The organism is Butyricicoccus sp. AM05-1 (genome assembly GCF_003474415.1).
GTDB classification, from domain to species: Bacteria; Bacillota; Clostridia; order Oscillospirales; family Butyricicoccaceae; genus Agathobaculum; species Agathobaculum butyriciproducens.
The window spans coordinates 217,205-233,866 of the sequence record NZ_QUDG01000001.1 but is presented as its reverse complement, the minus strand read 5'-3'; the positions used below and the strand labels follow the sequence as shown (position 1 = coordinate 233,866).

The 16,662-nt window shown below is 55.0% G+C and carries 32 protein-coding genes; 4 read left to right on the top strand and 28 right to left on the bottom strand.

Annotated features, from left to right (window positions below):
* The 23 genes from DW088_RS01330 to DW088_RS01235 all read right to left on the bottom strand — a co-directional run bounded on the left by DW088_RS01330 (position 1) and on the right by DW088_RS01235 (position 12,933).
* Positions 1-219 carry a hypothetical protein gene (locus DW088_RS01330; protein ID WP_118358907.1) on the bottom strand — a complete coding sequence of 73 codons (219 nt, stop codon included), beginning with the start codon at positions 217-219 and terminating at the stop codon, positions 1-3.
* Entirely contained in the window at positions 212-1,807 is a 1,596-nt protein-coding gene (locus DW088_RS01325) for a portal protein (protein WP_118358905.1), read from the bottom strand. The genes DW088_RS01330 and DW088_RS01325 overlap by 8 nt, the downstream gene beginning before the upstream one ends.
* Positions 1,800-2,360, bottom strand: a complete 561-nt coding sequence (locus DW088_RS01320) for a hypothetical protein (protein WP_118358903.1) — start codon at positions 2,358-2,360, stop codon at positions 1,800-1,802. Before DW088_RS01320 ends, DW088_RS01325 begins: the two co-directional genes overlap by 8 nt.
* Positions 2,344-3,669 carry a terminase large subunit domain-containing protein gene (locus tag DW088_RS01315; RefSeq protein ID WP_118358901.1) on the bottom strand — a complete coding sequence of 442 codons (1,326 nt, stop codon included), beginning with the start codon at positions 3,667-3,669 and terminating at the stop codon, positions 2,344-2,346. The genes DW088_RS01320 and DW088_RS01315 overlap by 17 nt, the downstream gene beginning before the upstream one ends.
* Positions 3,659-4,201, bottom strand: a complete 543-nt coding sequence (locus DW088_RS01310; RefSeq protein ID WP_118358899.1) for a hypothetical protein — start codon at positions 4,199-4,201, stop codon at positions 3,659-3,661. The genes DW088_RS01315 and DW088_RS01310 overlap by 11 nt, the downstream gene beginning before the upstream one ends.
* Positions 4,202-4,684: 483 nt before the next feature.
* Positions 4,685-5,284, bottom strand: a complete 600-nt coding sequence (locus tag DW088_RS01305; RefSeq protein ID WP_118358897.1) for a recombinase family protein — start codon at positions 5,282-5,284, stop codon at positions 4,685-4,687.
* Positions 5,285-5,433: 149 nt separating this feature from the next.
* Positions 5,434-5,796, bottom strand: a complete 363-nt coding sequence (locus DW088_RS01300) for a hypothetical protein (protein WP_118358895.1) — start codon at positions 5,794-5,796, stop codon at positions 5,434-5,436.
* A gap of 204 nt (positions 5,797-6,000) precedes the next feature.
* A complete protein-coding gene (locus DW088_RS01295) occupies positions 6,001-6,795 on the bottom strand; it encodes a rolling circle replication-associated protein (protein WP_118358893.1) in 795 nt (264 codons plus the stop codon).
* Positions 6,796-6,871: 76 nt separating this feature from the next.
* Complete coding sequence (locus DW088_RS01290; RefSeq protein WP_118358891.1) at positions 6,872-7,138, bottom strand: hypothetical protein; 267 nt, start codon at positions 7,136-7,138, stop codon at positions 6,872-6,874.
* The gene (locus DW088_RS01285; RefSeq protein ID WP_147356525.1) at positions 7,101-7,493 is read right to left on the bottom strand and encodes a hypothetical protein; all 393 of its coding nucleotides are present in this window, start codon (positions 7,491-7,493) and stop codon (positions 7,101-7,103) included. The genes DW088_RS01290 and DW088_RS01285 overlap by 38 nt, the downstream gene beginning before the upstream one ends.
* Entirely contained in the window at positions 7,453-7,815 is a 363-nt protein-coding gene (locus DW088_RS01280) for a hypothetical protein (protein ID WP_118358887.1), read from the bottom strand. The genes DW088_RS01285 and DW088_RS01280 overlap by 41 nt, the downstream gene beginning before the upstream one ends.
* 10 nt (positions 7,816-7,825) lie before the next feature.
* Positions 7,826-8,170 carry a hypothetical protein gene (locus tag DW088_RS01275; RefSeq protein ID WP_118358885.1) on the bottom strand — a complete coding sequence of 115 codons (345 nt, stop codon included), beginning with the start codon at positions 8,168-8,170 and terminating at the stop codon, positions 7,826-7,828.
* Positions 8,167-9,063, bottom strand: a complete 897-nt coding sequence (locus DW088_RS01270) for a DUF3102 domain-containing protein (RefSeq protein ID WP_118358883.1) — start codon at positions 9,061-9,063, stop codon at positions 8,167-8,169. The genes DW088_RS01275 and DW088_RS01270 overlap by 4 nt, the downstream gene beginning before the upstream one ends.
* Positions 9,064-10,584: a PcfJ domain-containing protein gene (locus DW088_RS01265; protein ID WP_118358881.1), complete on the bottom strand. Its 1,521-nt coding sequence runs from the start codon at positions 10,582-10,584 to the stop codon at positions 9,064-9,066.
* A gap of 13 nt (positions 10,585-10,597) precedes the next feature.
* Positions 10,598-10,960 (bottom strand): hypothetical protein, encoded by a 363-nt coding sequence (locus DW088_RS01260; RefSeq protein WP_118358879.1) that lies wholly within the window; start codon positions 10,958-10,960, stop codon positions 10,598-10,600.
* Entirely contained in the window at positions 10,957-11,457 is a 501-nt protein-coding gene (locus DW088_RS01255; RefSeq protein ID WP_118358877.1) for a response regulator transcription factor, read from the bottom strand. The genes DW088_RS01260 and DW088_RS01255 overlap by 4 nt, the downstream gene beginning before the upstream one ends.
* Positions 11,402-11,710 (bottom strand): hypothetical protein, encoded by a 309-nt coding sequence (locus DW088_RS01250; protein ID WP_118358875.1) that lies wholly within the window; start codon positions 11,708-11,710, stop codon positions 11,402-11,404. The genes DW088_RS01255 and DW088_RS01250 overlap by 56 nt, the downstream gene beginning before the upstream one ends.
* The gene (locus tag DW088_RS01245; protein WP_118358873.1) at positions 11,703-11,900 is read right to left on the bottom strand and encodes a hypothetical protein; all 198 of its coding nucleotides are present in this window, start codon (positions 11,898-11,900) and stop codon (positions 11,703-11,705) included. The genes DW088_RS01250 and DW088_RS01245 overlap by 8 nt, the downstream gene beginning before the upstream one ends.
* Positions 11,897-12,157, bottom strand: coding sequence for a hypothetical protein (locus DW088_RS01240; protein WP_118358871.1), 261 nt, complete (start codon positions 12,155-12,157; stop codon positions 11,897-11,899). The genes DW088_RS01245 and DW088_RS01240 overlap by 4 nt, the downstream gene beginning before the upstream one ends.
* The gene (locus DW088_RS15760) at positions 12,144-12,314 is read right to left on the bottom strand and encodes a hypothetical protein (RefSeq protein ID WP_158574575.1); all 171 of its coding nucleotides are present in this window, start codon (positions 12,312-12,314) and stop codon (positions 12,144-12,146) included. Before DW088_RS15760 ends, DW088_RS01240 begins: the two co-directional genes overlap by 14 nt.
* Positions 12,315-12,342: 28 nt before the next feature.
* Complete coding sequence (locus DW088_RS15755; protein ID WP_158574574.1) at positions 12,343-12,507, bottom strand: hypothetical protein; 165 nt, start codon at positions 12,505-12,507, stop codon at positions 12,343-12,345.
* Positions 12,504-12,650, bottom strand: a complete 147-nt coding sequence (locus DW088_RS15750) for a hypothetical protein (protein ID WP_158574573.1) — start codon at positions 12,648-12,650, stop codon at positions 12,504-12,506. Before DW088_RS15750 ends, DW088_RS15755 begins: the two co-directional genes overlap by 4 nt.
* A 13-nt stretch (positions 12,651-12,663) precedes the next feature.
* Entirely contained in the window at positions 12,664-12,933 is a 270-nt protein-coding gene (locus DW088_RS01235; RefSeq protein ID WP_118358869.1) for a hypothetical protein, read from the bottom strand.
* A 60-nt stretch (positions 12,934-12,993) separates the two neighbouring features.
* Here DW088_RS01235 and DW088_RS01230 point away from each other — a divergent pair, with 60 nt between their 5' ends.
* Positions 12,994-13,482 (top strand): hypothetical protein, encoded by a 489-nt coding sequence (locus DW088_RS01230; protein ID WP_118358867.1) that lies wholly within the window; start codon positions 12,994-12,996, stop codon positions 13,480-13,482.
* A 471-nt stretch (positions 13,483-13,953) separates the two neighbouring features.
* On the opposite strand, the gene DW088_RS01225 is transcribed toward DW088_RS01230, so the two are convergent.
* The gene (locus DW088_RS01225; RefSeq protein WP_118358865.1) at positions 13,954-14,190 is read right to left on the bottom strand and encodes a hypothetical protein; all 237 of its coding nucleotides are present in this window, start codon (positions 14,188-14,190) and stop codon (positions 13,954-13,956) included.
* 4 nt (positions 14,191-14,194) lie between these two features.
* Positions 14,195-14,407, bottom strand: coding sequence for a hypothetical protein (locus DW088_RS15650; RefSeq protein WP_147356524.1), 213 nt, complete (start codon positions 14,405-14,407; stop codon positions 14,195-14,197).
* A gap of 63 nt (positions 14,408-14,470) precedes the next feature.
* On the opposite strand from DW088_RS15650, the gene DW088_RS15645 reads away from it, so the two are divergent.
* Entirely contained in the window at positions 14,471-14,851 is a 381-nt protein-coding gene (locus DW088_RS15645; RefSeq protein ID WP_147356523.1) for a hypothetical protein, read from the top strand.
* Here DW088_RS15645 and DW088_RS15745 read toward each other — a convergent pair.
* From DW088_RS15745 to DW088_RS01210, 3 genes are read right to left on the bottom strand one after another with little or no spacing between them, the layout of a single operon-like run.
* Positions 14,814-14,978, bottom strand: a complete 165-nt coding sequence (locus DW088_RS15745; protein WP_158574572.1) for a hypothetical protein — start codon at positions 14,976-14,978, stop codon at positions 14,814-14,816. The genes DW088_RS15645 and DW088_RS15745 overlap by 38 nt on opposite strands.
* Positions 14,962-15,228, bottom strand: coding sequence for a hypothetical protein (locus DW088_RS01215; RefSeq protein WP_118358861.1), 267 nt, complete (start codon positions 15,226-15,228; stop codon positions 14,962-14,964). The genes DW088_RS15745 and DW088_RS01215 overlap by 17 nt, the downstream gene beginning before the upstream one ends.
* A gap of 4 nt (positions 15,229-15,232) precedes the next feature.
* A complete protein-coding gene (locus DW088_RS01210) occupies positions 15,233-15,442 on the bottom strand; it encodes a helix-turn-helix domain-containing protein (protein ID WP_158574571.1) in 210 nt (69 codons plus the stop codon).
* A 150-nt stretch (positions 15,443-15,592) separates the two neighbouring features.
* Here DW088_RS01210 and DW088_RS01205 point away from each other — a divergent pair, with 150 nt between their 5' ends.
* Together DW088_RS01205 and DW088_RS01200 are read left to right on the top strand one after the other, a co-directional pair.
* Complete coding sequence (locus tag DW088_RS01205) at positions 15,593-16,069, top strand: helix-turn-helix domain-containing protein (RefSeq protein ID WP_118358857.1); 477 nt, start codon at positions 15,593-15,595, stop codon at positions 16,067-16,069.
* A gap of 15 nt (positions 16,070-16,084) precedes the next feature.
* Positions 16,085-16,645, top strand: a complete 561-nt coding sequence (locus DW088_RS01200; RefSeq protein ID WP_118358855.1) for a hypothetical protein — start codon at positions 16,085-16,087, stop codon at positions 16,643-16,645.
* Positions 16,646-16,662 lie beyond the last annotated feature (17 nt).

Here is a 16,662-nt window from a genome sequence, read left to right as displayed (position 1 = left end):
TCAAAACCGAAACTTCCGGTCCGTAACCTTGGTGAACTTCGCCTTCTGCGTGTTCAGCTCCTCCTGCATCGCACCGAACATGGCCTCAACCTGCTTCTCGGTGTACTCATACGAGCTGGCCGCCAGATGGCCGATCATGCTGATTGCCTTGCAAGCACGGTTCACGCGCGGCTCTGCCAGTCGCACAAATCGTTCCGACTTGCTCTCATTGTTATCCATTCATTAAACCTCCCTGCTGTAATGCCTGCTGCATGCTGGCCTGCTGCTGCACTCTCTTTGCAGCCTCGACCAGTCCTTCCTGATCCTTTACGCTGCCCTCCGGCATACGAGAAAGGAACTCAACCATATTGGGCATAACACCCGCCGTCTGCAGGTTGTTGAGTGTCGACACCTGCAAAATGCGCGACCAGTAGCTTGTCTCGCCGATATGAATATTGAGATCCAGCGCCTCCACCGGCAGACTTGAGAAGTCATACATCTCCACAAGCGTCTGCTCCTGCGTCTCGCCGGTCTCGTCTGTCATCTCGTCAGTAATCTTGACCTGACGCATCCCGTAATAGGCGTGCATCATGTCAATCAGCACCCGCTCGTAGTCCTCGACGAATTGATAATAGGCGATCTTGGTCAGCGCGAGTGGCGCGGCGTTCGCGGTCTGCACCGCAACGATTGCACTGCTGTTCTCCGGATTCTTTACGTTGCCGAGCGCGGCATCATTCGCACCGGCAACATTTTTCAGTGCGTCCGTCATGCTGGACGTAATACCGGTTGCCTCGGTGGGAATGGGCATCGAGCCTGCAACGCCGGTTAGCGCGTCCTTCACATCTCCGGTGACGCCGATGGAAGTCGCATCCGGGTCCCAGCCCTTGGGGAACTTATTGCGATTGTATATCAATTTTGGAATCGCATTATTCCGCAGCATGAGCGCAAGCGCGGTCCACTGCTTATTGATCTCGATCTGCGTGTTGATGAGCGGTTTGATCTCCATCACGCCGTGATAGCAGTTCTTTCTCGGCTTCCAACTGAGATACGCCACCGGATACAGCGTCATTTCGGTTGCCACATCCTGCTCGATCATAAAACGACCGCAGGAGCGGCAGTAATGTACCTTGCCGTCCTCGGACTTCCAGAACCGCACAAGCTCGTTGCCGAGACTGTCGCTGTTATTCTGCTCGTCATCACCCTTGTACAGGCCGTCGGAATCGCCCTCGATGCTCTCCCACTCGGCACAGCCGAGCCGTTTTGCATCTTTTCTGATTTCCGACACCGGTCTGCGCCGCACAATGATGAGATACGGCTGCTCCTGCACATTGCAGTTCGCCGGATTGCCGAAAATCACGTTGGTGTTCATCACCTGCTCGGCGCAGATTTCACCCTGCACGCCGCCAAGGCCGGAGGCCTTGCTTGCATCAAAGTAAAAGTACAGCGCCGCATCGCCGTCCACACAGGCATCGCGCAGCACCAGATGGTGCTTGCTCTTGAGCTTCGTCCTCTCCACCACGCGGTCAATGCTCTGTTCAAGGATTTTCGCCGCATACTCGGCCTGCTCATCCGGAAGGAACGGCTCAACCTCCTGATCCACATCGTTCGAGACGATCTGCGCCACCTTGTAATGTACGATCGGATCCAGGACGTTCATCGTGATCGGCCGCAGATTCTTGGATTTCAGTCCTTCCCACTGCTTGCCCTCCACAAAATTCTCGCACTGCTTGACGTTCTCGTACAACCCAATGCCGGTGTTGTACTGCACACCTTTTTCGTACTCGGCCTGTATCCTGTCAGCCGTGAGCGTGATTTTCTGCTCATTCATCACTCAAATCCTCCTGCCCGTGGGCGGTTCCGTCATAGCAGAGCAGATTATTCACCTCACGCATAATGCGGCCCTCGGTACTCAGCCGGTACGCCTGCTCCTTGAGTAATTCCTCTCTCAAGTGCTCTGCAGCCTCCCGCTCGGTGTTCAGCGCCTCGGTCAGCTTGCCGTTCTCCTGCTTGAGATTATCAACCTCGTTGCGGGCGCTCCACATCGCGCTGATTGCCGCGTCGTGTGCATCCTTAGTGGAGTCGAGTTCTTCCTGCAGCTCCTTCGCAGCTTTGCGTCCGGTCTGCAGCTCCTGCCGCAACCGGCAGGCCGTGTCCTCACTCTCCCGCAGGGCGGTCTCCACCTTGGTAATGCGGTCCGCAAGCTGCATGCGCGCCGCCTCCTCGGTGTGCAGTCTCTGCTCCATCGTCCGCGCAGTCAGCTGAAAGGATTCCGCTTCCACGGTCTTTACCCGCAGATCCTCGCCCAAACGCTTGGTGTTTCGGGTCTGCACAGCAGCCAGAAAAGCACACATCGCCGCAACGGCACTAATAGCTAAATACATTTCCCATTTCCTCCTCAGTTGATAGATAATCCTCGTCTCGTACTCTCGGCAGTTCCGCAGGCAGCGGACAGCCATCGCAGAAATACCGGATCGCGTCCGGTCCGTGCGTCAGCTCGTGCGGCTCGGTTGCCGTATCGTTAGGGTTCTTCTCGTCGTGCTGCAAGCCCGGCAGTGTGCGAATGAGATTCAAGCAGGTATCAAAAATCTGCAATTTCGGTCTGAGTGTACCATCCACATCGGGCACAGGCTGCAGCCGGCGCTTGAGCTCGTACCATCCGGCCACACGGCCGTTGCTCACCTTGGAGAGATACAGACCGTACTCCGCAAACAAGTCGGATACGCTCTTGCCGGTCTCCTGCCGCCTGTTCCACAGGTCTTTTGGCGCGAACCATGCCGTGATATCGTCATTACAGTTTGCGTTCAGCAGTCGCTTGGCCGCCTCCGGGATGATAAGGTCGGGCTGGTAAACCTCACGGTAAACCACCGCATAATCGTTCTCATCTACCGCGATCCAGTACGCCGCCAGCATGTCGAGACCGTAGTCGATCGCAACATACCGTCTCCACCATGCCGGAATCTCAAAAGGACGAACAACGTGCAGCTCCCGCTTGAACTCGGTGAAATACTGTCCGACGTAGTAATCCCAGTTGCCCTCACGCAGTGCAATGTAGATTTCGCGCGGCAGGTTCTTCATGCGTTCCTCATACTGTGGGTCTTTGGAAAGCAGAAACGGGTTGTCCTCCAGTTTGGCCGGAATAAACAGCCGCGTGCCGCCCTCGCAGCGGTGCACCTCCATCGGAGCGCCAATGTCGATAAACCGGCTCTTGGCGTTGGTGTGTCCCACGCTGCCGGGGTTGGCGGTGGATTTGACGTGTCTTGGAAACGGTCTCGTGCCGCGCACGCGAGAGATCATATAGGTGTACATGCTCTCGGTAAAATGCGTCATCTCGTCAAACTGGATCACGTCGTACTCGGCGGACTGGTACTGCTGCACATCGCCTTCGGTTGCAATGTATCCCATCTCAATGGTAGAACGGCCAACCTTCCAAATGTGCTTGCTCGTGTTATAGCTGGCAACACTGGCCGGATACAACTCCATTGTCTGCGGCACCATGGAGCGTTCCAACTCCTTAAATGTGCGTCTGAGGATCAGCTGTCTGCTGCCCTGATACCGCAGCGCGTATACAAGAGCGTCCAGCGCCTGAATAAACGTCTTGCCGCCGCCGGCTGCACCGCCGTAAAGAACCTCGAAAGCATCCGTGTCCATAAACAGCTGCTGTTTCGGCGTGATCTGAAAATCAAGATTCATCGCTAACCGCCTTTGCCGGATCAACAAGCGTCAGCTGCAGGTTGATCTCCGGAGCCGCTTCTTCCTTCTCAGCCAGGTGTGCCTCAAGCGTTTCCTGTCTTGCCGCAACATCCTTCATGGTTCCGGCCAGCTCGCGCAGGCCGACGCCGGTGTAATCGCTTACAACGTTTCTGAGACTTGCCACCTCGGCCTCACTCAGCGCGATCACGCCGTCCTTGGCCGCTTTTTCAAGCACTGCCAGTCCGTCATTGATGGTCCGGGTGTCCTTCGCGGCGGCCTCAGCCTTGCGGTCGAGCGCCCGAAGCACCTTGTCCCCGATCTTCTCGCACCGTGCAATCTGCTTGCGGCGTATCTCCCGCCGTGCAGCAACGCCGTCCTCGTCGCTCTCGTTCTGGGTGTGCACCCAGTCGGCAAGCGTCGATTTGGGAATGCGCATCCGGCAAGCGGCATTTGTGATCGAGACGCCGCTCGCCACGAGCGCAAGCGCCTCGTCTTTAATTTTCTGGTCGTATTTGCTCCCGCGCTGCTGCATCCAATCACCTCCCGCGCGTGTCTTGTTTTGCTGAATACAAGTATAATCGGGAAAATCGGAAAAAACGGAAAACTTTATTCCGGCATCAAAAAGTGTCCGAGCCGTCCGTCAGAACGCGCAGGAGCGCATAACAAAAGGGCAATCCTCCCGGATTGCCCTTTGTCGATTTGTGTGTTATACTGTTGTTGCGGACGCAGCCATGTTAACGCTATGTGCGGTTATTCCCACCTTACCCAACACGAGGGGAGGTGATGCTATGATGGTTACATTTTCTGATTTATTTCAGTTTTGTCTCCTTCTCATAGCTTTTGCTGAACTGATTCTCAAAATCAGCAAAAGAAAATGACCGCCCTCCTCCAAGATTGCGGTCATTTTCAATGACATAACCAATCGGGAGTAACCGTTCATGGCTGCGTCCCTTTTGTGCCCTTATTTTACACCCAAACCACCGTGTTTGTCAACGCCGCCGCAGAGCGGTATTTTTTATTTCTGCTCCCGCACCATGCGATAAAATGTACTCTTTTTCAGTCCGAGCCGGTCCATCGCCTGCACGGCCGTGATGCTCCCACTTTTCCACAATCCTGTGACTAACTCCCACTCGGCGGGCAGCTCAGTCTTCTTCCGTCCGAGCTGCCGCCCCTGCTTTTTCGCCTCAGCGATGCCCTCGGCCTGCCGCTGGCGTATGGTCAGGCGCTCCTGCTCTGCGATCGTTGCGAGCACCTCGATCATAATGTTGTTTACCATTTCGCAGATCCACTCCTGACCTTTTGGAAAGTCAGCCATCGTGCTCGGCAGGTCGATGATCTTCACGCGCACACCCATCGCCTTGTAATATTCCAGTTCTTGTTTGACCTGCTGCTTGTTGCGCCCGAGACGGTCAAGACTCTTGACGATGAGCGTGTCACCCGGCCGCAGCAGTGCCTCGCGCAGATACTGGTATCCCGGGCGGTTGAAGTCCTTGCCGCTCTCCTTGTCGGTGATGATGTCGCGCTCATCGGCGATGTACTGCCGCAGCGCTGCAATCTGACGGTCGAGATTCTGTTCGCGCGTGCTGACCCGCGCACATCCGTATACTTTTTCCATATTTGACCTCCTGTTTGCTCAATGCGTTTCAAAATGTCCTGTTGTCTCGCGGAACGTCCGTAAATCAAAAGACAAGCCTTTTCGCACGCCATACCGATAAAAATACCGCCGTCAATCTGCCGTGCGAAAAGGAACACCTTTTGACACGGCTATTTCGACCATAATTTCCCGACCAGCTTCCTCGGACCGCTCTCATCTGCGTACCCCATCCGCCGGGCGCACTCGCCCCAGCTCTTCCCGTCCAGATACCGCAGCCGCAGCGCGCGCCGGGTCATGGAGTCGGAAACGCTGTCGATCCACTGCCGCACCATGTCGCGCTCATCCTGGCACTCGGCCTCAATGGCCTGCAGCCGATCCCGTGCCGCGTCCAGTGCATCCCGGCCAAACAGACAGCCAACGCCGTAAGTCTCCTCGATCCGCTTGTGGTGCCGCGCCTCCCGCGCAAACCGTTCTCTTTCTTCTTCCAGTTCACAGACCAGACTTTCCACCTGTTTTAATCTGTCTTTTGTCATTGTGCCGTACTGCACCTCCTGCCGCGCAGATTTCCCGCCTTACTGCCGTCACCGTTACGCGCTTCCGCGCGCTCCGTCCTTTGAGAGAGTACAAACAGTAATGTGATTACATTCTGTATTCATTCGTCCGAACCTCTCCGACAAACTGCAGGGGAATTGTTAGACCCCCTACAAGGCTGTCAGGCGGACCCGGCCGCCGATATCTTAAACTTTTCTTTGCCGTCTCCTGCGCAGCCGTTCCCACGGATCGGGAGCAGCCCTGCGCCGCTGTATCTGCCACCATGCGTCAAACGCCTTGTGATCGTAAATCCGGCCGACCATGATCTCATACCGCCCAAACTCGTTTGCATTTCGGACATTCTCAACGATCTTGACGCCCGGCGGCGTCTCCGGCTCTGCCTCCTCGGGCAGCCGCAGCCGCACCGGATCTGCGGGCGGGGTCAGATTGCGGCTGGTGGAGTACCGCCGCGCCCCTCGCGCCTTGTGCTTGTCCTCTTTGAGAAGATACAACGCGGTATCCTCGAAAAAGTCCGCGCCCTCGCGCAGCGTCCGCACATCCGCATGACCGTAAGGCCAGCAGGCACGCACCGTTTCCGCAAGCCGCATATCGGCCGCACCGCTGATGATGAGATGATGGTGCAGCCGTACCGGCTCGCCGTCCATGTCGTGCTCCTCGGTCACGGCGATGTACTTGTATGTAAGCCCGAGCTTTTTGTACGCCGCCTTCATTTTCGCATGGAATTTTTCCAGTGCGCGGGCGCGGTTTGCGTCCGGCGCATAGGTCAGGCACACAAAAAGATCGTGACCGGAGCGGAAGTTCGCGCATATGAGCTGCATCAGCCGCCACTTGCGCTGACGGCGGTTGATTTCCTGCTTGGCCGCGTCCGTGGTCCTGCGCCGCCCAGCTCTCTGCCTGGGCGACATGCCCGGCATCGTGCCCATGGAGTAAAGGCACATCTGATAGAGTGGACCGTTGCACTCCTGTTTTTGATATAACATAAAAAATCCTCCGTCCATTCCGACTCATGCATCTGCAAATGAACATATATACCGGTAAGTCGGATGAAGCCAGCCCTCACAGGCTGGCTTTTCCTATCCTGTTTTTCATCTTCCAAACCTTCCGCGCCTCAGCCACGAAAACCTTTCGATAATCGCGCTCATACGCGCCGAAGCCGTAAGTAACCACAGCCGCCGTCATGCAGTTGATCAGCTCGTCCGCCGTCAGACCGTTCTCAGCAGCATTCCGAATAAACTCACGCATTTCATTATCCGGCGGTCTGCCGAAGCTCCGGCTGTAATGGGAATCAACCAGGTGTGCCGTCTCTGTCGGGCTGCGCTCCATCCTGAACACCACCCTCCACAATATCAAACAGCGTATTCTCGTCAAGATCGCGCAGTTCGAGCTGACCGTCCACGCAGCGCAGCTTAAGCATCTCCTTGACCTCGCCGTTAGACTTGTTTTTCTGCGTAATAGCTGAGGTAACATTGTAATCAAAATGGGTCTTGTTGGTTTCGTGATAGATACCGTTCTCGTCTTGCTCTCCCACGTTCCAAAGCTCCACATTAACTTTGAGTGTTACACTGCCCTCGCTCAAGCCCTGCCGCAGCAGGGTATTCAGAACATCACGCAGCTTCGAATCGAACAAATCGACCGCATCATTGAAAATTCCGCCACGCAGGCTCATCTCGTGTCTCATTCGCCTGTTCCTCCTCTCTGATTCTCTTCAAGGTTTTCTGGATCCCCGCGTGCCGTGCCACCTTAAAATCGGTTTCCAGCCCAAAAAGCTGAATGATCTGCTCAGTGACATTGACCACATCAGCCAGTTCTCCGGCAAGGTGCTCGAGTCTCGCGGTCAGGTCACGCTTTTTGCCGCCCTGCTCGTGATAGCTGAGCAGCATCAGCACCTCGCTTGCCGCGCTCGTAGCCTCGCCCAATTCTTCCATCAGCTTGCAAACCTGCTTTTCCTCGCCGTAATAATGGGCGATCTGCATCAGCTTTGCCGCTCTCTTTGCATTCATATTTTTCCTCCTAATCAATCTTGAGTTTCCCGTAATAGCGAATATCCATCCGGCTGACGTCCTCCGCCCGCAGCCGCAGCTTTTCAAAGGCGTAATCGTCGTCTACCTCTGCCCGCATTTTCGCAAGCTCGTCCGAGTTCACCTGAAACGCCTCGAAAAACTTCTGCAGGCGCTCCGGACCGAAGCCGTAAGCATCGTGCAGGCTGACCGCCATCAGCCAGAGATACCGCTGCATGCTCTGCTCGACGTTCAAAAGCGCCGCCTCATCCATCGCCAACTGCAAACGATCCCGCCGCGCCCTGAGCACATCGGCGTAATTCATGCCCCGCGGCTTGCCCTTGCCTTTCTTCTTCACGCCAGACGATCCCCTTCCTTGCACAGCCAGTCCGCAATCACCTTTGCGAACTTCTCGCGGGCAGCCTCATCAGACTGCTGCAGCTCCGCGAGCGCCTGCTCGAGTCGTTCGACCAGTCCGCGCACCTCGCCAAACAGAAAATTGACCCTGTGCGCCGCAGGGTTCTTCACCTTGTCCAGCTTCTCCTCAGCCGCGCGTGCGCGTTCCTCGGCAGCGCGGGCGGCTTCGGCATTCTCCGCTCGAATCTTGTCGCGGATTCCCTCAAGCTCCTCCTCGGTCAGCTCGCGCACTTCGGCAGGCTTGTCCTCAATCGCGCTAAGCTGTTCCTGCAGTTCGTCCGCCCGTTCCTTGGCATTCTCGGCATTTCGCACAGCTTCATCCCGTTCGCGCATAGCCTTGCCGCGGTTCTCCTCGGCAACGGACAGTGCCGCCTGCGCGGCATCGTTCTCACGCACCGCCTTTTCCGCCTCCGCCTTGGCCTCGTCGCGCTCCTTAACCAGAGCGGCAATCTCACGGCTCGACATGCTCGGCAGATCGTTCTCTTCCGCAAGCTCCTCGCGCTCCTCCTCGGCCATGCCGAGCAGCGGAAGGATCTGCGAATAGGATAACTGTCCGAAGGCATCCGCCGCCGTCTTGCCGGTAAGCGATACCTGCCCGCCGCCAAATTCCCGCGCGATACGCATATAGTTCTGCGCAGTGCTGGGCTTGTAGCCCAGATTGTCAGTCAGGTAAGCAGTCCACTCGCCCTGCGGTACAAGCTGCTTTGCCTCCTCAAGCCGCGTTCCGATCTGGATCACGCTCTCAAGAAATACCCTGCGGGCGTTGTCCCGGATCATCGTGATTTCGGCGGTTACGATCTCGATCGACCGAACCGCAACTACATTTTCACTCATTTATGCTGACCTCCTTATCATTTTCGTGACCTCGCGCAAATGGTCGAGGTACTTGTCCATAAATTCCGCCGCCTCCGGCGTCCGCGCGCGGTTGTGTGCAGCGTAGCACTGACGACAGACAAGCGTTTTCGGGTCAATTTCCACCGTGTGCCACGGTTTCCTCGGTTCGCTGCATTTCCGCAGCACCATGATGATGGTGCTGCCGTTCGCGTGCCGCCCGGCGTAGCCGGCAACACAGTTGTTCTGTTCCTCGCCCTCGCGCACAATTTCCTCTGCGCTGTCGATCGGGCGGATAAACATACCCTTGTACTTCCACCGCATCCACGCCAGCAGATGACGCCGCGTGCGGAACTTCTCGTTTTTCTCGCGGTTCATAAGCCGCCGTTCGCGTCCGCTCAGCCGGGCGTGCGCCTCATGCAGATCGTCCGGCAGCCTGTCCGCATTCGGCGCAAGCCGTTCCAGCTGAGCCTGATAGTCGGTAAACTCGTGCATCACCGCGCCGATCGTCAAACCGGAGCGCCGCGCCTGCCGTTCGATGTACTTCCGCAGCTCTTTTCCGCTCAAGCCGCACTGTTCGGCAGTCGTCTGCCACACAAACCGGCACCGTACCGTTGCGCAGGCATATTGCAAGCCGTCTTCGCTGCACTCCACCGCACCGGCCTGCCGCAGATCCTGATAAGCGGCACCGGCCGCGAGGTTTACCCGTTCCCGCCCCAACAGGCGGCGGTCCGCCTTGCTGAGGTGCAGAAACAGCCGTTTCGGCTCCTTCGCCCGCAGGTTGACCAGTTTCCGAAACAAATATCCCTTGCCTTCCTGCCGTTCGACCAGCCACCGGCCAAACCCCATTTTCCAGAGGTATTCCGCCCCCGGGAACTTCAGGTAAAACGCCAGATACTCCGGCAGATCCGACACATAGCTCCAGGCCTGCGTCAGCTGGCTGTACCGCAGACAGCTTCCCGCAAGATCCTGCTCACTCGGCAGTGCCCAGAAATTATCGTAGCAGTATCCTCCCATCGCCTGCCACCGCTTGAAACAGATGCTTTTCGTTCGTTTCCAGCCGTTCTCCTTCCAGATCCACTTGCGCGAACCGAACTCGGAAAAGCAGTAACGCGCATATTCGTTCGCAAGATATTTCCCGCACTGGAAGTCGGGGTTCATCCGCACCTGGCAGGAAGTCAGCCACACATCCCCGTGCTCTCCGGGCTGGAAAAAGTGGAATGCGAACGCCGTCCGTGCGAGGAACTTCGCCTTGCCGCTGTTCCATCGGCGCGGCGTGATCCGTGCCCCGCACCGCGGGCAGGCATCCCAGTAGGACGCAGGGCCGCTCTTGCGGTCCATAGCGAAATGCTGCTGACACGCAGTGCAAAAGCACTCGTAATCATCGGCTTCGCCGAGGATCCAGTCCAGATCATCCCCGTGGTTGATACGGAAGAACAAAAATTCCTCGTGCCGAACGTTCTCACCGATCAGCTCCTGCAGCTCCAGACTATAAATCGGCGGAATATCGTTGACCTCAAACACGATTCCCGCCTCCTTACAGCAGACTCATCAAATCCAGATCGTCACTGCCGCGCCCAAGCGGTTGGGTTTCCGGCGTCTCGCTTGCCGCCGCACTCAAATCCACCTTGTAAAAGTCAGCCGCAACCTTGATTACCGGGTTCTCGGGGTCGTAGCTGTTGCACATACAGCCCCAAAAGCCGCCCCGCTGATGCTTTCGCGCGTAAGCCCGCAGCGCGTCAAAGCATTTCTGCAGGCTCATTTCCGGGTTATCGAGGTCAGCCGCAATCACCTCTGCGGCGTGCTCGTCCGCCTGGGCGATCATCAGTACAACTTCGCCCATCTGGCGGGCGTTGCCCTCGGCGGCGTCCACTGCCGCCTTAATCTTATGTAAACTCATCTGATAGCCCTCGTTTCTCTCAAGTGTTCGCGTACTGTTCTCATGTTGCGTTTGGTTGCCTTCGCAACCTCGCGCACGGACAGGCCGGAAGCAAACAGCCGCGCCATTTCGCGTACTTCCTCATCCGTCACGCGCGGAACGGGATCGGGCAGCAGTCCGCGCGTGCGCAGACGCGCCGCAACGGTAGCTTTGCTGCGTCTTGCCATCTCAGCGATATCCGCAACATTTCTGCCGGCTTTGTACCATTCGCACCATTGGTCTACGTCCTCGACGTAGACCGGACCCTGCACGCCTTTCTGCGGCGCAGGCGCTGCCGGCACAAAAATGCCTGTCGGCACCTCGCTGCACAGCCCGCGCGCATCGTCCTGCGGCGTAAATACGCATTCGCGCGTGTAATATGTACAGTGATCATAAAGACTGTAGTGCTCGGTCTCCTGTATCTCAAACCGGCCGCGCGGGTGTTTCCAGATAACCCGCGTCTTTTCCTTTTTTCGCATATTGTTCCTCCTGCCGCGCCTTAAAAATGGCGCTTTCTACTTCTTTCTTTCGCTCCCATACATCCGGCAGCTCGGTAAAGGGAGCGCAGATCGGGTAAGCCTTGCCCTCGTCACCCATCGTGCCAACAAGGTGATACTCAGTTTCGCCGAACAGAGTGCGCTGTACCTCAACGCGCACCCTGTCTATCCGCACCCGCGGCAGCTCGGTCAGCTGGCTGTACGGCTTGATTTCCAGCCCGCTGAATCTAACCATCGTGACCGACCCCGCCGTTCTTCGCGGCCTGCCGCGCTTTCCAGCGCTCGAGCAGCAGCTTGTCAAACTGCCATTTGCGCTTTGCCTCGGCCTTTTTCTGCATATAGAGCTCCTCCATCGCCAAATCCGTAGCGATACGCCGAACCATCCGCCGCTGCACCTTGGTTTCTTTCCAGTCCGGGTGCTTCATCTGATCTGCCTCATAAAGTCGGCACGCCAGACCGCGCGGTCGAGCGATTCGCGGGCGGCGCGGCGGGCCTCAGCCTCCTGTCGCTGGCGGCGGCGCTTGCGATAGATCATGCTTGCCCGGCAGTACGCCAGGCACAGCGCCATCATCCCGGCGCAAATGACCGCATCGCCGCGCGGGCAGAAGCCCGCGATACAGCCATAGACCACACCGGCCAGCACCGCGCCGCACGCGGCCATTGCCATCTTACAGGTTTTCATTTCTCTTTCTCCTCTCGTTTGTGAGATATAGTTCCCACGCCGTCCGCTGCAGGCGCTCAATGCGCCGCTGCATTTCCTCCGGCGGAACGTCACGGTAACAGTCGTCGTCTATGAGAACCGTACCGTTTGGATAATGATATTCAGCCACGATTGCCACCGTAACCACCCCTTTCTAAAGCCTATGCTCAGACCGGCTTGTCTGTTGCCGTCCGTGCTGCCTCTGCCTCTAAATTGAACTTTTGTGCTTTCTCAAGCTCAATGCGGGCAGCGATCCGCAGGCTCTCCGGCGCTTCCGGGTCAGCCATGATCTGCTCTGCCGTCATGGCGAGGTATTCGTTGAATGGTTTCATACAGGTTTCACCTCGATCTTTTCCGCCTTGCCGAGCCACTCCTCGACCTTCTGCAGCGCAACCTCTCGGCTGTCGCAAAAATACTGCGTCCACTGGTACGCAATATGACCTTTTTCAGTCAGAACCCAAACTTCGTACTTCATGGTGTGCTCCTTTTCAATCTTCCTCGTTGATTACGATGCCGCCATGAATAATGACACGCTTATCATTCAGATCGAAATATACCTCGTTATCGTTCTCGGAAACATCAAACTTGCCGTTCCATTCTTTGATCTTCTCGCCGGTGTTGCTGTACACCGTTACCGTGCGGTGCAGGCCGCCGCCAAAGTCGCTTCCGATGCTCTTACCCACTCGGTCGCATCCGGCACAGCCGGAAAACATAGCCGCCATTGCGCCTACCAGCGCGACCAGTATTGTTTTCTTCATTTTACATATTCCTTTCATTTTCCTCCTCTGCTATACTGAATAACAGAAAGGAGGTATTTCATGTCTGAAACTGTAATAACTGCGTTGATTACCTTGACTGCTGGCGCTGTCGGTGCTGTTTGCGGTGTAATTGGTGCGGTAAAGTCAGCGCGTATTGCTCAAAAATCGCAAATGAACCAAGCCGTCGTAACCGAGTTCATGCATGCCCGCGTAGATGCGTATTCTCTCTTTTTCGAGCAATGGAGCAACTACATCTGTGCGAATTACAATCCGGCTCTATTGCCGCAGCTGATTGCCGCAATCGAAAAAGCATCAATGCTTACAACACCGTCTACCACTTCAATGCTGGCTGATTTTCGTCAAAAACTGTTTTTGTACGCTTATTCAGAAAAACGCTCATCCGAATTAGTGCAGCAGCTTAATGACGCAACCATGAATCTTCGTTTAGCACTTCAATACGATCTTCTTCGCTATTACGCACCCGATATTGCCGAACTGCCTGAAGATGCTAAATTACCCAACGAAATAGGCAGACCCAGATGTAAATAAACAGTGTTAGCACGCTCAACACACCAATCATTGTCGCAAGTGTGCCCCGCAAATTGCTCCAATACCACCGTCTGCGCATTCTGTACTCGCTTTCAGCTATCGCATTCCGCTTCCGAACGAATTCATCATTGTCAAAGCGCAGCGCATCCCGAATCCCATCCATGCTGTAAGAAGTCCCGTCCCGCGGGGCTTCTTTGTTTTTCTCGGTGTCCATCCCCTCACCCCTTCCCTTCCGCCTGCTCGGCGTTGTTTTCGTTTACCTTCTCTGCTATACTGAATAGCAGAAAGGAGGTGATTTTGTGTGTAAAATCGTTCAGCGCAGTTGTTTGGTGATATGTCCGCTCCATCCGTGGATGAAGCACACGGTCTATACCAAAACCACCGTCACCGAGGATGGAAAAACTTTTGCCATGTGCAACGGCTGTGATGCTATGGAGGGCCGCACGCAATGTCAAAAATGCTGTGCCGCGATTACTCTGATGTATATGCGCGGCGAACCCATGCCAGCAGGGGCGTTTCCTCCACCTCTGCACCTTCTCGGCGAAGCAGATCGAGTGACAGGAGCAGAGCCTGGATAAGAGACTCGCGCAGCCATTCGTTGCGTTCGGCGAACAGATCACCCTCCAGAAACAGCGGTAGTCCATTATGCAGATGGACGGCCGCTGTTTCTATTACCGAGAACGCAAGATCCAGATCGTTCTTTTTCATGATCTCACCCCTTCCCTTCCGCCTTCTCGGCGTCCTTAGCAGGGCGCGAGCCTTTCACTGTACGATAAAATGTCCGCTGTACCACATGGATTTCATACTGTGTCTTTTCAGGGTACTTTGCACGCACTTTCAGTTCATCTTTCAAAAAACCGTCCAGTGCTTCGGCAAGTGTACCAGCCTGCCCAGCTTTCCCCTTAATGGTAATCTTTACTTTCATACATTCCTCGTTGTCTCTTTCCACCTCATCTGCTATACTGAATAGCAGAAAGGAGGTGTTTATATGTACAAGATCAATCGTTCTGTTGCAATCTCCGAAGATTTGAAGCGGGACCTCGTTGTCATGGATGGTGCCGTAGTCGATGTGCAGACCGACTATCACGGCGATATTCATGCGATCGAGCAGTCCCGTCTCATTCTTCGCGGCGATTTATACGGTACTGTCAATGTTTCCGGTAACTCTGTTGTGGAATACTACGCAACAATCCATAACGGGCTAATGACATTCGGTGATAGCGGTACGCAGTACGCTCGGCCTATGAGTGCATCTGCGCATGTTATCGGCTGTTCCAATGAAACACACGCCAAAAATATCGCAATCCATCGCCAGTTGGAGTCCGGCGAACTTAATCCGCCGCTTTATCCATCATGCAAAACTGAATAACAAAGCCAAACAGCTGACCATTTTCCATAAGCGGCTGCATCTGGTACATAAACTCATCGGGCATATCTTTCGTTTCTACGGAGATGTGTCCGATTTCCTTATCCGTTCCGTCAAGAATGATTTTCATTTTTGCTTCTCCTCTCTGCAATCGTTTTCCTTCCAAAGCAATCTTCCGAAAGCGTTGCAGTATGAGTTACAAACTTGCCATATGGAAAATTTGTTTTTTGTGAGAGATATTTAGCGGTAATTTCAGCAGGTTTATGTTTTACACCTGCCTTGCGCAGCTTCATATATGCCTGTTTCCGCTGCTTCCTGCGCCGCAATCCGGTGTCAAATTCAACGATCAGCGTTCCTGTCTCGTCAATCCGAACGTCCATCCTCTCACCCCTTCCCTTCCGCCTGCTGCGGGGCGAATCTTGTTACCGGCTCGCCCAGTACAGCGCACACAGAGAAATAAATGTCAACCGGCAGTTTTTGCTTCTCTAAAAGCATAGAATTCAGCGTAGTTGCCGGAACACCAATCTTCTGTGCAACATAGTTCTGTTTGATTCCATTCTCCTTGAGATATGTTTTTATGTTTTTTCCAACCATATCTGGCGCTCCTTTCGGTACAATATTTTCGTACTTCATGTATATATAATACTACGAAATTTTCGTATGTCAATAGGTGATACGAAAATTTCGTATTTTATCTTGTATTTTCTTTTTTTCATGCTATACTAATTTTATCGAGGTGATTATATGTCTGAAATTAGAAGCAAAATCCAGCACAATATTTCTATTTATCGAAAGAAAGCAGGATTAACGCAGGATGAGCTTGCGGAAAAACTTCATGTGAAGAAAACCAGTCTTGCATCATGGGAGCAAGGCAGAAGTTTGCCTGATATTGATACTCTTTTCACACTTTGCGACATATTACAAGTCAATATTTCAGTTATCAGTGGATTTGAACCGCAGCAAAGTCAACACCATCTCGGTGACGGAGTGCAGCACGCCATAAACGAGCTTTATCAGGCCGTTGATTCCATATCCGAGTATTCTGCCAGAGTGGGGCACGAACTTACGCCATCTTTATCTGATGACGAAACCCAACTCATCGACGATTACCGCGAATTCAACGATGAGGGTAAAGAAAAGGTCCGCGACTACGTCGCAGACCTTGCAGATAACCCAAAATATAAAAAATGTAGTGAACCTGTCTTGGAGAAACAAGCATAAGTAAGGAGTATGCCCATGAAAACCTACACCATCATCGCCGGTGTCAACGGCGCGGGCAAGTCCAGCCTCACCGGCGTACTCCGTCAGGAGATGAACGACCTCGGCGTAATCGTCGATGTTGATAAGCTGGCCGCAGCAAACGGCGGCAATAACATACTTGCCGGCCGTCTTGCCATCGAACGCATTCGCTCCTGCCTGAAAAAAGGCGTGTGCTTCACGCAGGAAACCACGCTTTCCGGTTCGCTCACTGCGCATACCGCGCGTCAGGCGCGTGAAAGCGGCTATGCCGTGCGGATGTACTATGTCGGTCTGGACTCTGCCGAGGAGTCGCTTGCGCGTATTGCAAACCGCGTCCGCAAGGGCGGGCATGACATTCCCGCGGACGATGTGCGCCGCCGTTTTGCAGGCCGCGTCAAGTCGCTGGCTGCTGTCCTGCCCTACTGTGACGAAGCGACCTTTTTCGATAATGATAACGGCTTTGTTGCGGTCGCTGAGTACCGCAACGGCGTGATCGTCTGCTACGAGAACGCGCCGCGTTGGGTGACATTCCTTGCCGACGCCATCAATCAGCCGTAACCGAAAGGAGTTCCTCT

Bases quoted from the DNA above. Each gene is read 5' to 3' on its own strand.
- DW088_RS01330 (WP_118358907.1), bottom strand. From the start codon at position 219: ATGGATAACAATGAGAGCAAGTCGGAACGATTTGTGCGACTGGCAGAG.
- DW088_RS01325 (WP_118358905.1), bottom strand. From the start codon at position 1,807: ATGAATGAGCAGAAAATCACGCTCACGGCTGACAGGATACAGGCCGAG.
- DW088_RS01320 (WP_118358903.1), bottom strand. From the start codon at position 2,360: ATGTATTTAGCTATTAGTGCCGTTGCGGCGATGTGTGCTTTTCTGGCT.
- DW088_RS01315 (WP_118358901.1), bottom strand. From the start codon at position 3,669: ATGAATCTTGATTTTCAGATCACGCCGAAACAGCAGCTGTTTATGGAC.
- DW088_RS01310 (WP_118358899.1), bottom strand. From the start codon at position 4,201: ATGCAGCAGCGCGGGAGCAAATACGACCAGAAAATTAAAGACGAGGCG.
- DW088_RS01305 (WP_118358897.1), bottom strand. From the start codon at position 5,284: ATGGAAAAAGTATACGGATGTGCGCGGGTCAGCACGCGCGAACAGAAT.
- DW088_RS01300 (WP_118358895.1), bottom strand. From the start codon at position 5,796: ATGACAAAAGACAGATTAAAACAGGTGGAAAGTCTGGTCTGTGAACTG.
- DW088_RS01295 (WP_118358893.1), bottom strand. From the start codon at position 6,795: ATGTTATATCAAAAACAGGAGTGCAACGGTCCACTCTATCAGATGTGC.
- DW088_RS01290 (WP_118358891.1), bottom strand. From the start codon at position 7,138: ATGGAGCGCAGCCCGACAGAGACGGCACACCTGGTTGATTCCCATTAC.
- DW088_RS01285 (WP_147356525.1), bottom strand. From the start codon at position 7,493: ATGAGACACGAGATGAGCCTGCGTGGCGGAATTTTCAATGATGCGGTC.
- DW088_RS01280 (WP_118358887.1), bottom strand. From the start codon at position 7,815: ATGAATGCAAAGAGAGCGGCAAAGCTGATGCAGATCGCCCATTATTAC.
- DW088_RS01270 (WP_118358883.1), bottom strand. From the start codon at position 9,063: ATGAGTGAAAATGTAGTTGCGGTTCGGTCGATCGAGATCGTAACCGCC.
- DW088_RS01260 (WP_118358879.1), bottom strand. From the start codon at position 10,960: ATGAGTTTACATAAGATTAAGGCGGCAGTGGACGCCGCCGAGGGCAAC.
- DW088_RS01255 (WP_118358877.1), bottom strand. From the start codon at position 11,457: ATGCGAAAAAAGGAAAAGACGCGGGTTATCTGGAAACACCCGCGCGGC.
- DW088_RS01250 (WP_118358875.1), bottom strand. From the start codon at position 11,710: ATGGTTAGATTCAGCGGGCTGGAAATCAAGCCGTACAGCCAGCTGACC.
- DW088_RS01245 (WP_118358873.1), bottom strand. From the start codon at position 11,900: ATGAAGCACCCGGACTGGAAAGAAACCAAGGTGCAGCGGCGGATGGTT.
- DW088_RS01240 (WP_118358871.1), bottom strand. From the start codon at position 12,157: ATGAAAACCTGTAAGATGGCAATGGCCGCGTGCGGCGCGGTGCTGGCC.
- DW088_RS15755 (WP_158574574.1), bottom strand. From the start codon at position 12,507: ATGAAACCATTCAACGAATACCTCGCCATGACGGCAGAGCAGATCATG.
- DW088_RS15750 (WP_158574573.1), bottom strand. From the start codon at position 12,650: ATGAAGTACGAAGTTTGGGTTCTGACTGAAAAAGGTCATATTGCGTAC.
- DW088_RS01235 (WP_118358869.1), bottom strand. From the start codon at position 12,933: ATGAAGAAAACAATACTGGTCGCGCTGGTAGGCGCAATGGCGGCTATG.
- DW088_RS01230 (WP_118358867.1), top strand. From the start codon at position 12,994: ATGTCTGAAACTGTAATAACTGCGTTGATTACCTTGACTGCTGGCGCT.
- DW088_RS01225 (WP_118358865.1), bottom strand. From the start codon at position 14,190: ATGAAAAAGAACGATCTGGATCTTGCGTTCTCGGTAATAGAAACAGCG.
- DW088_RS15650 (WP_147356524.1), bottom strand. From the start codon at position 14,407: ATGAAAGTAAAGATTACCATTAAGGGGAAAGCTGGGCAGGCTGGTACA.
- DW088_RS15645 (WP_147356523.1), top strand. From the start codon at position 14,471: ATGTACAAGATCAATCGTTCTGTTGCAATCTCCGAAGATTTGAAGCGG.
- DW088_RS15745 (WP_158574572.1), bottom strand. From the start codon at position 14,978: ATGAAAATCATTCTTGACGGAACGGATAAGGAAATCGGACACATCTCC.
- DW088_RS01215 (WP_118358861.1), bottom strand. From the start codon at position 15,228: ATGGACGTTCGGATTGACGAGACAGGAACGCTGATCGTTGAATTTGAC.
- DW088_RS01210 (WP_158574571.1), bottom strand. From the start codon at position 15,442: ATGGTTGGAAAAAACATAAAAACATATCTCAAGGAGAATGGAATCAAA.
- DW088_RS01205 (WP_118358857.1), top strand. From the start codon at position 15,593: ATGTCTGAAATTAGAAGCAAAATCCAGCACAATATTTCTATTTATCGA.
- DW088_RS01200 (WP_118358855.1), top strand. From the start codon at position 16,085: ATGAAAACCTACACCATCATCGCCGGTGTCAACGGCGCGGGCAAGTCC.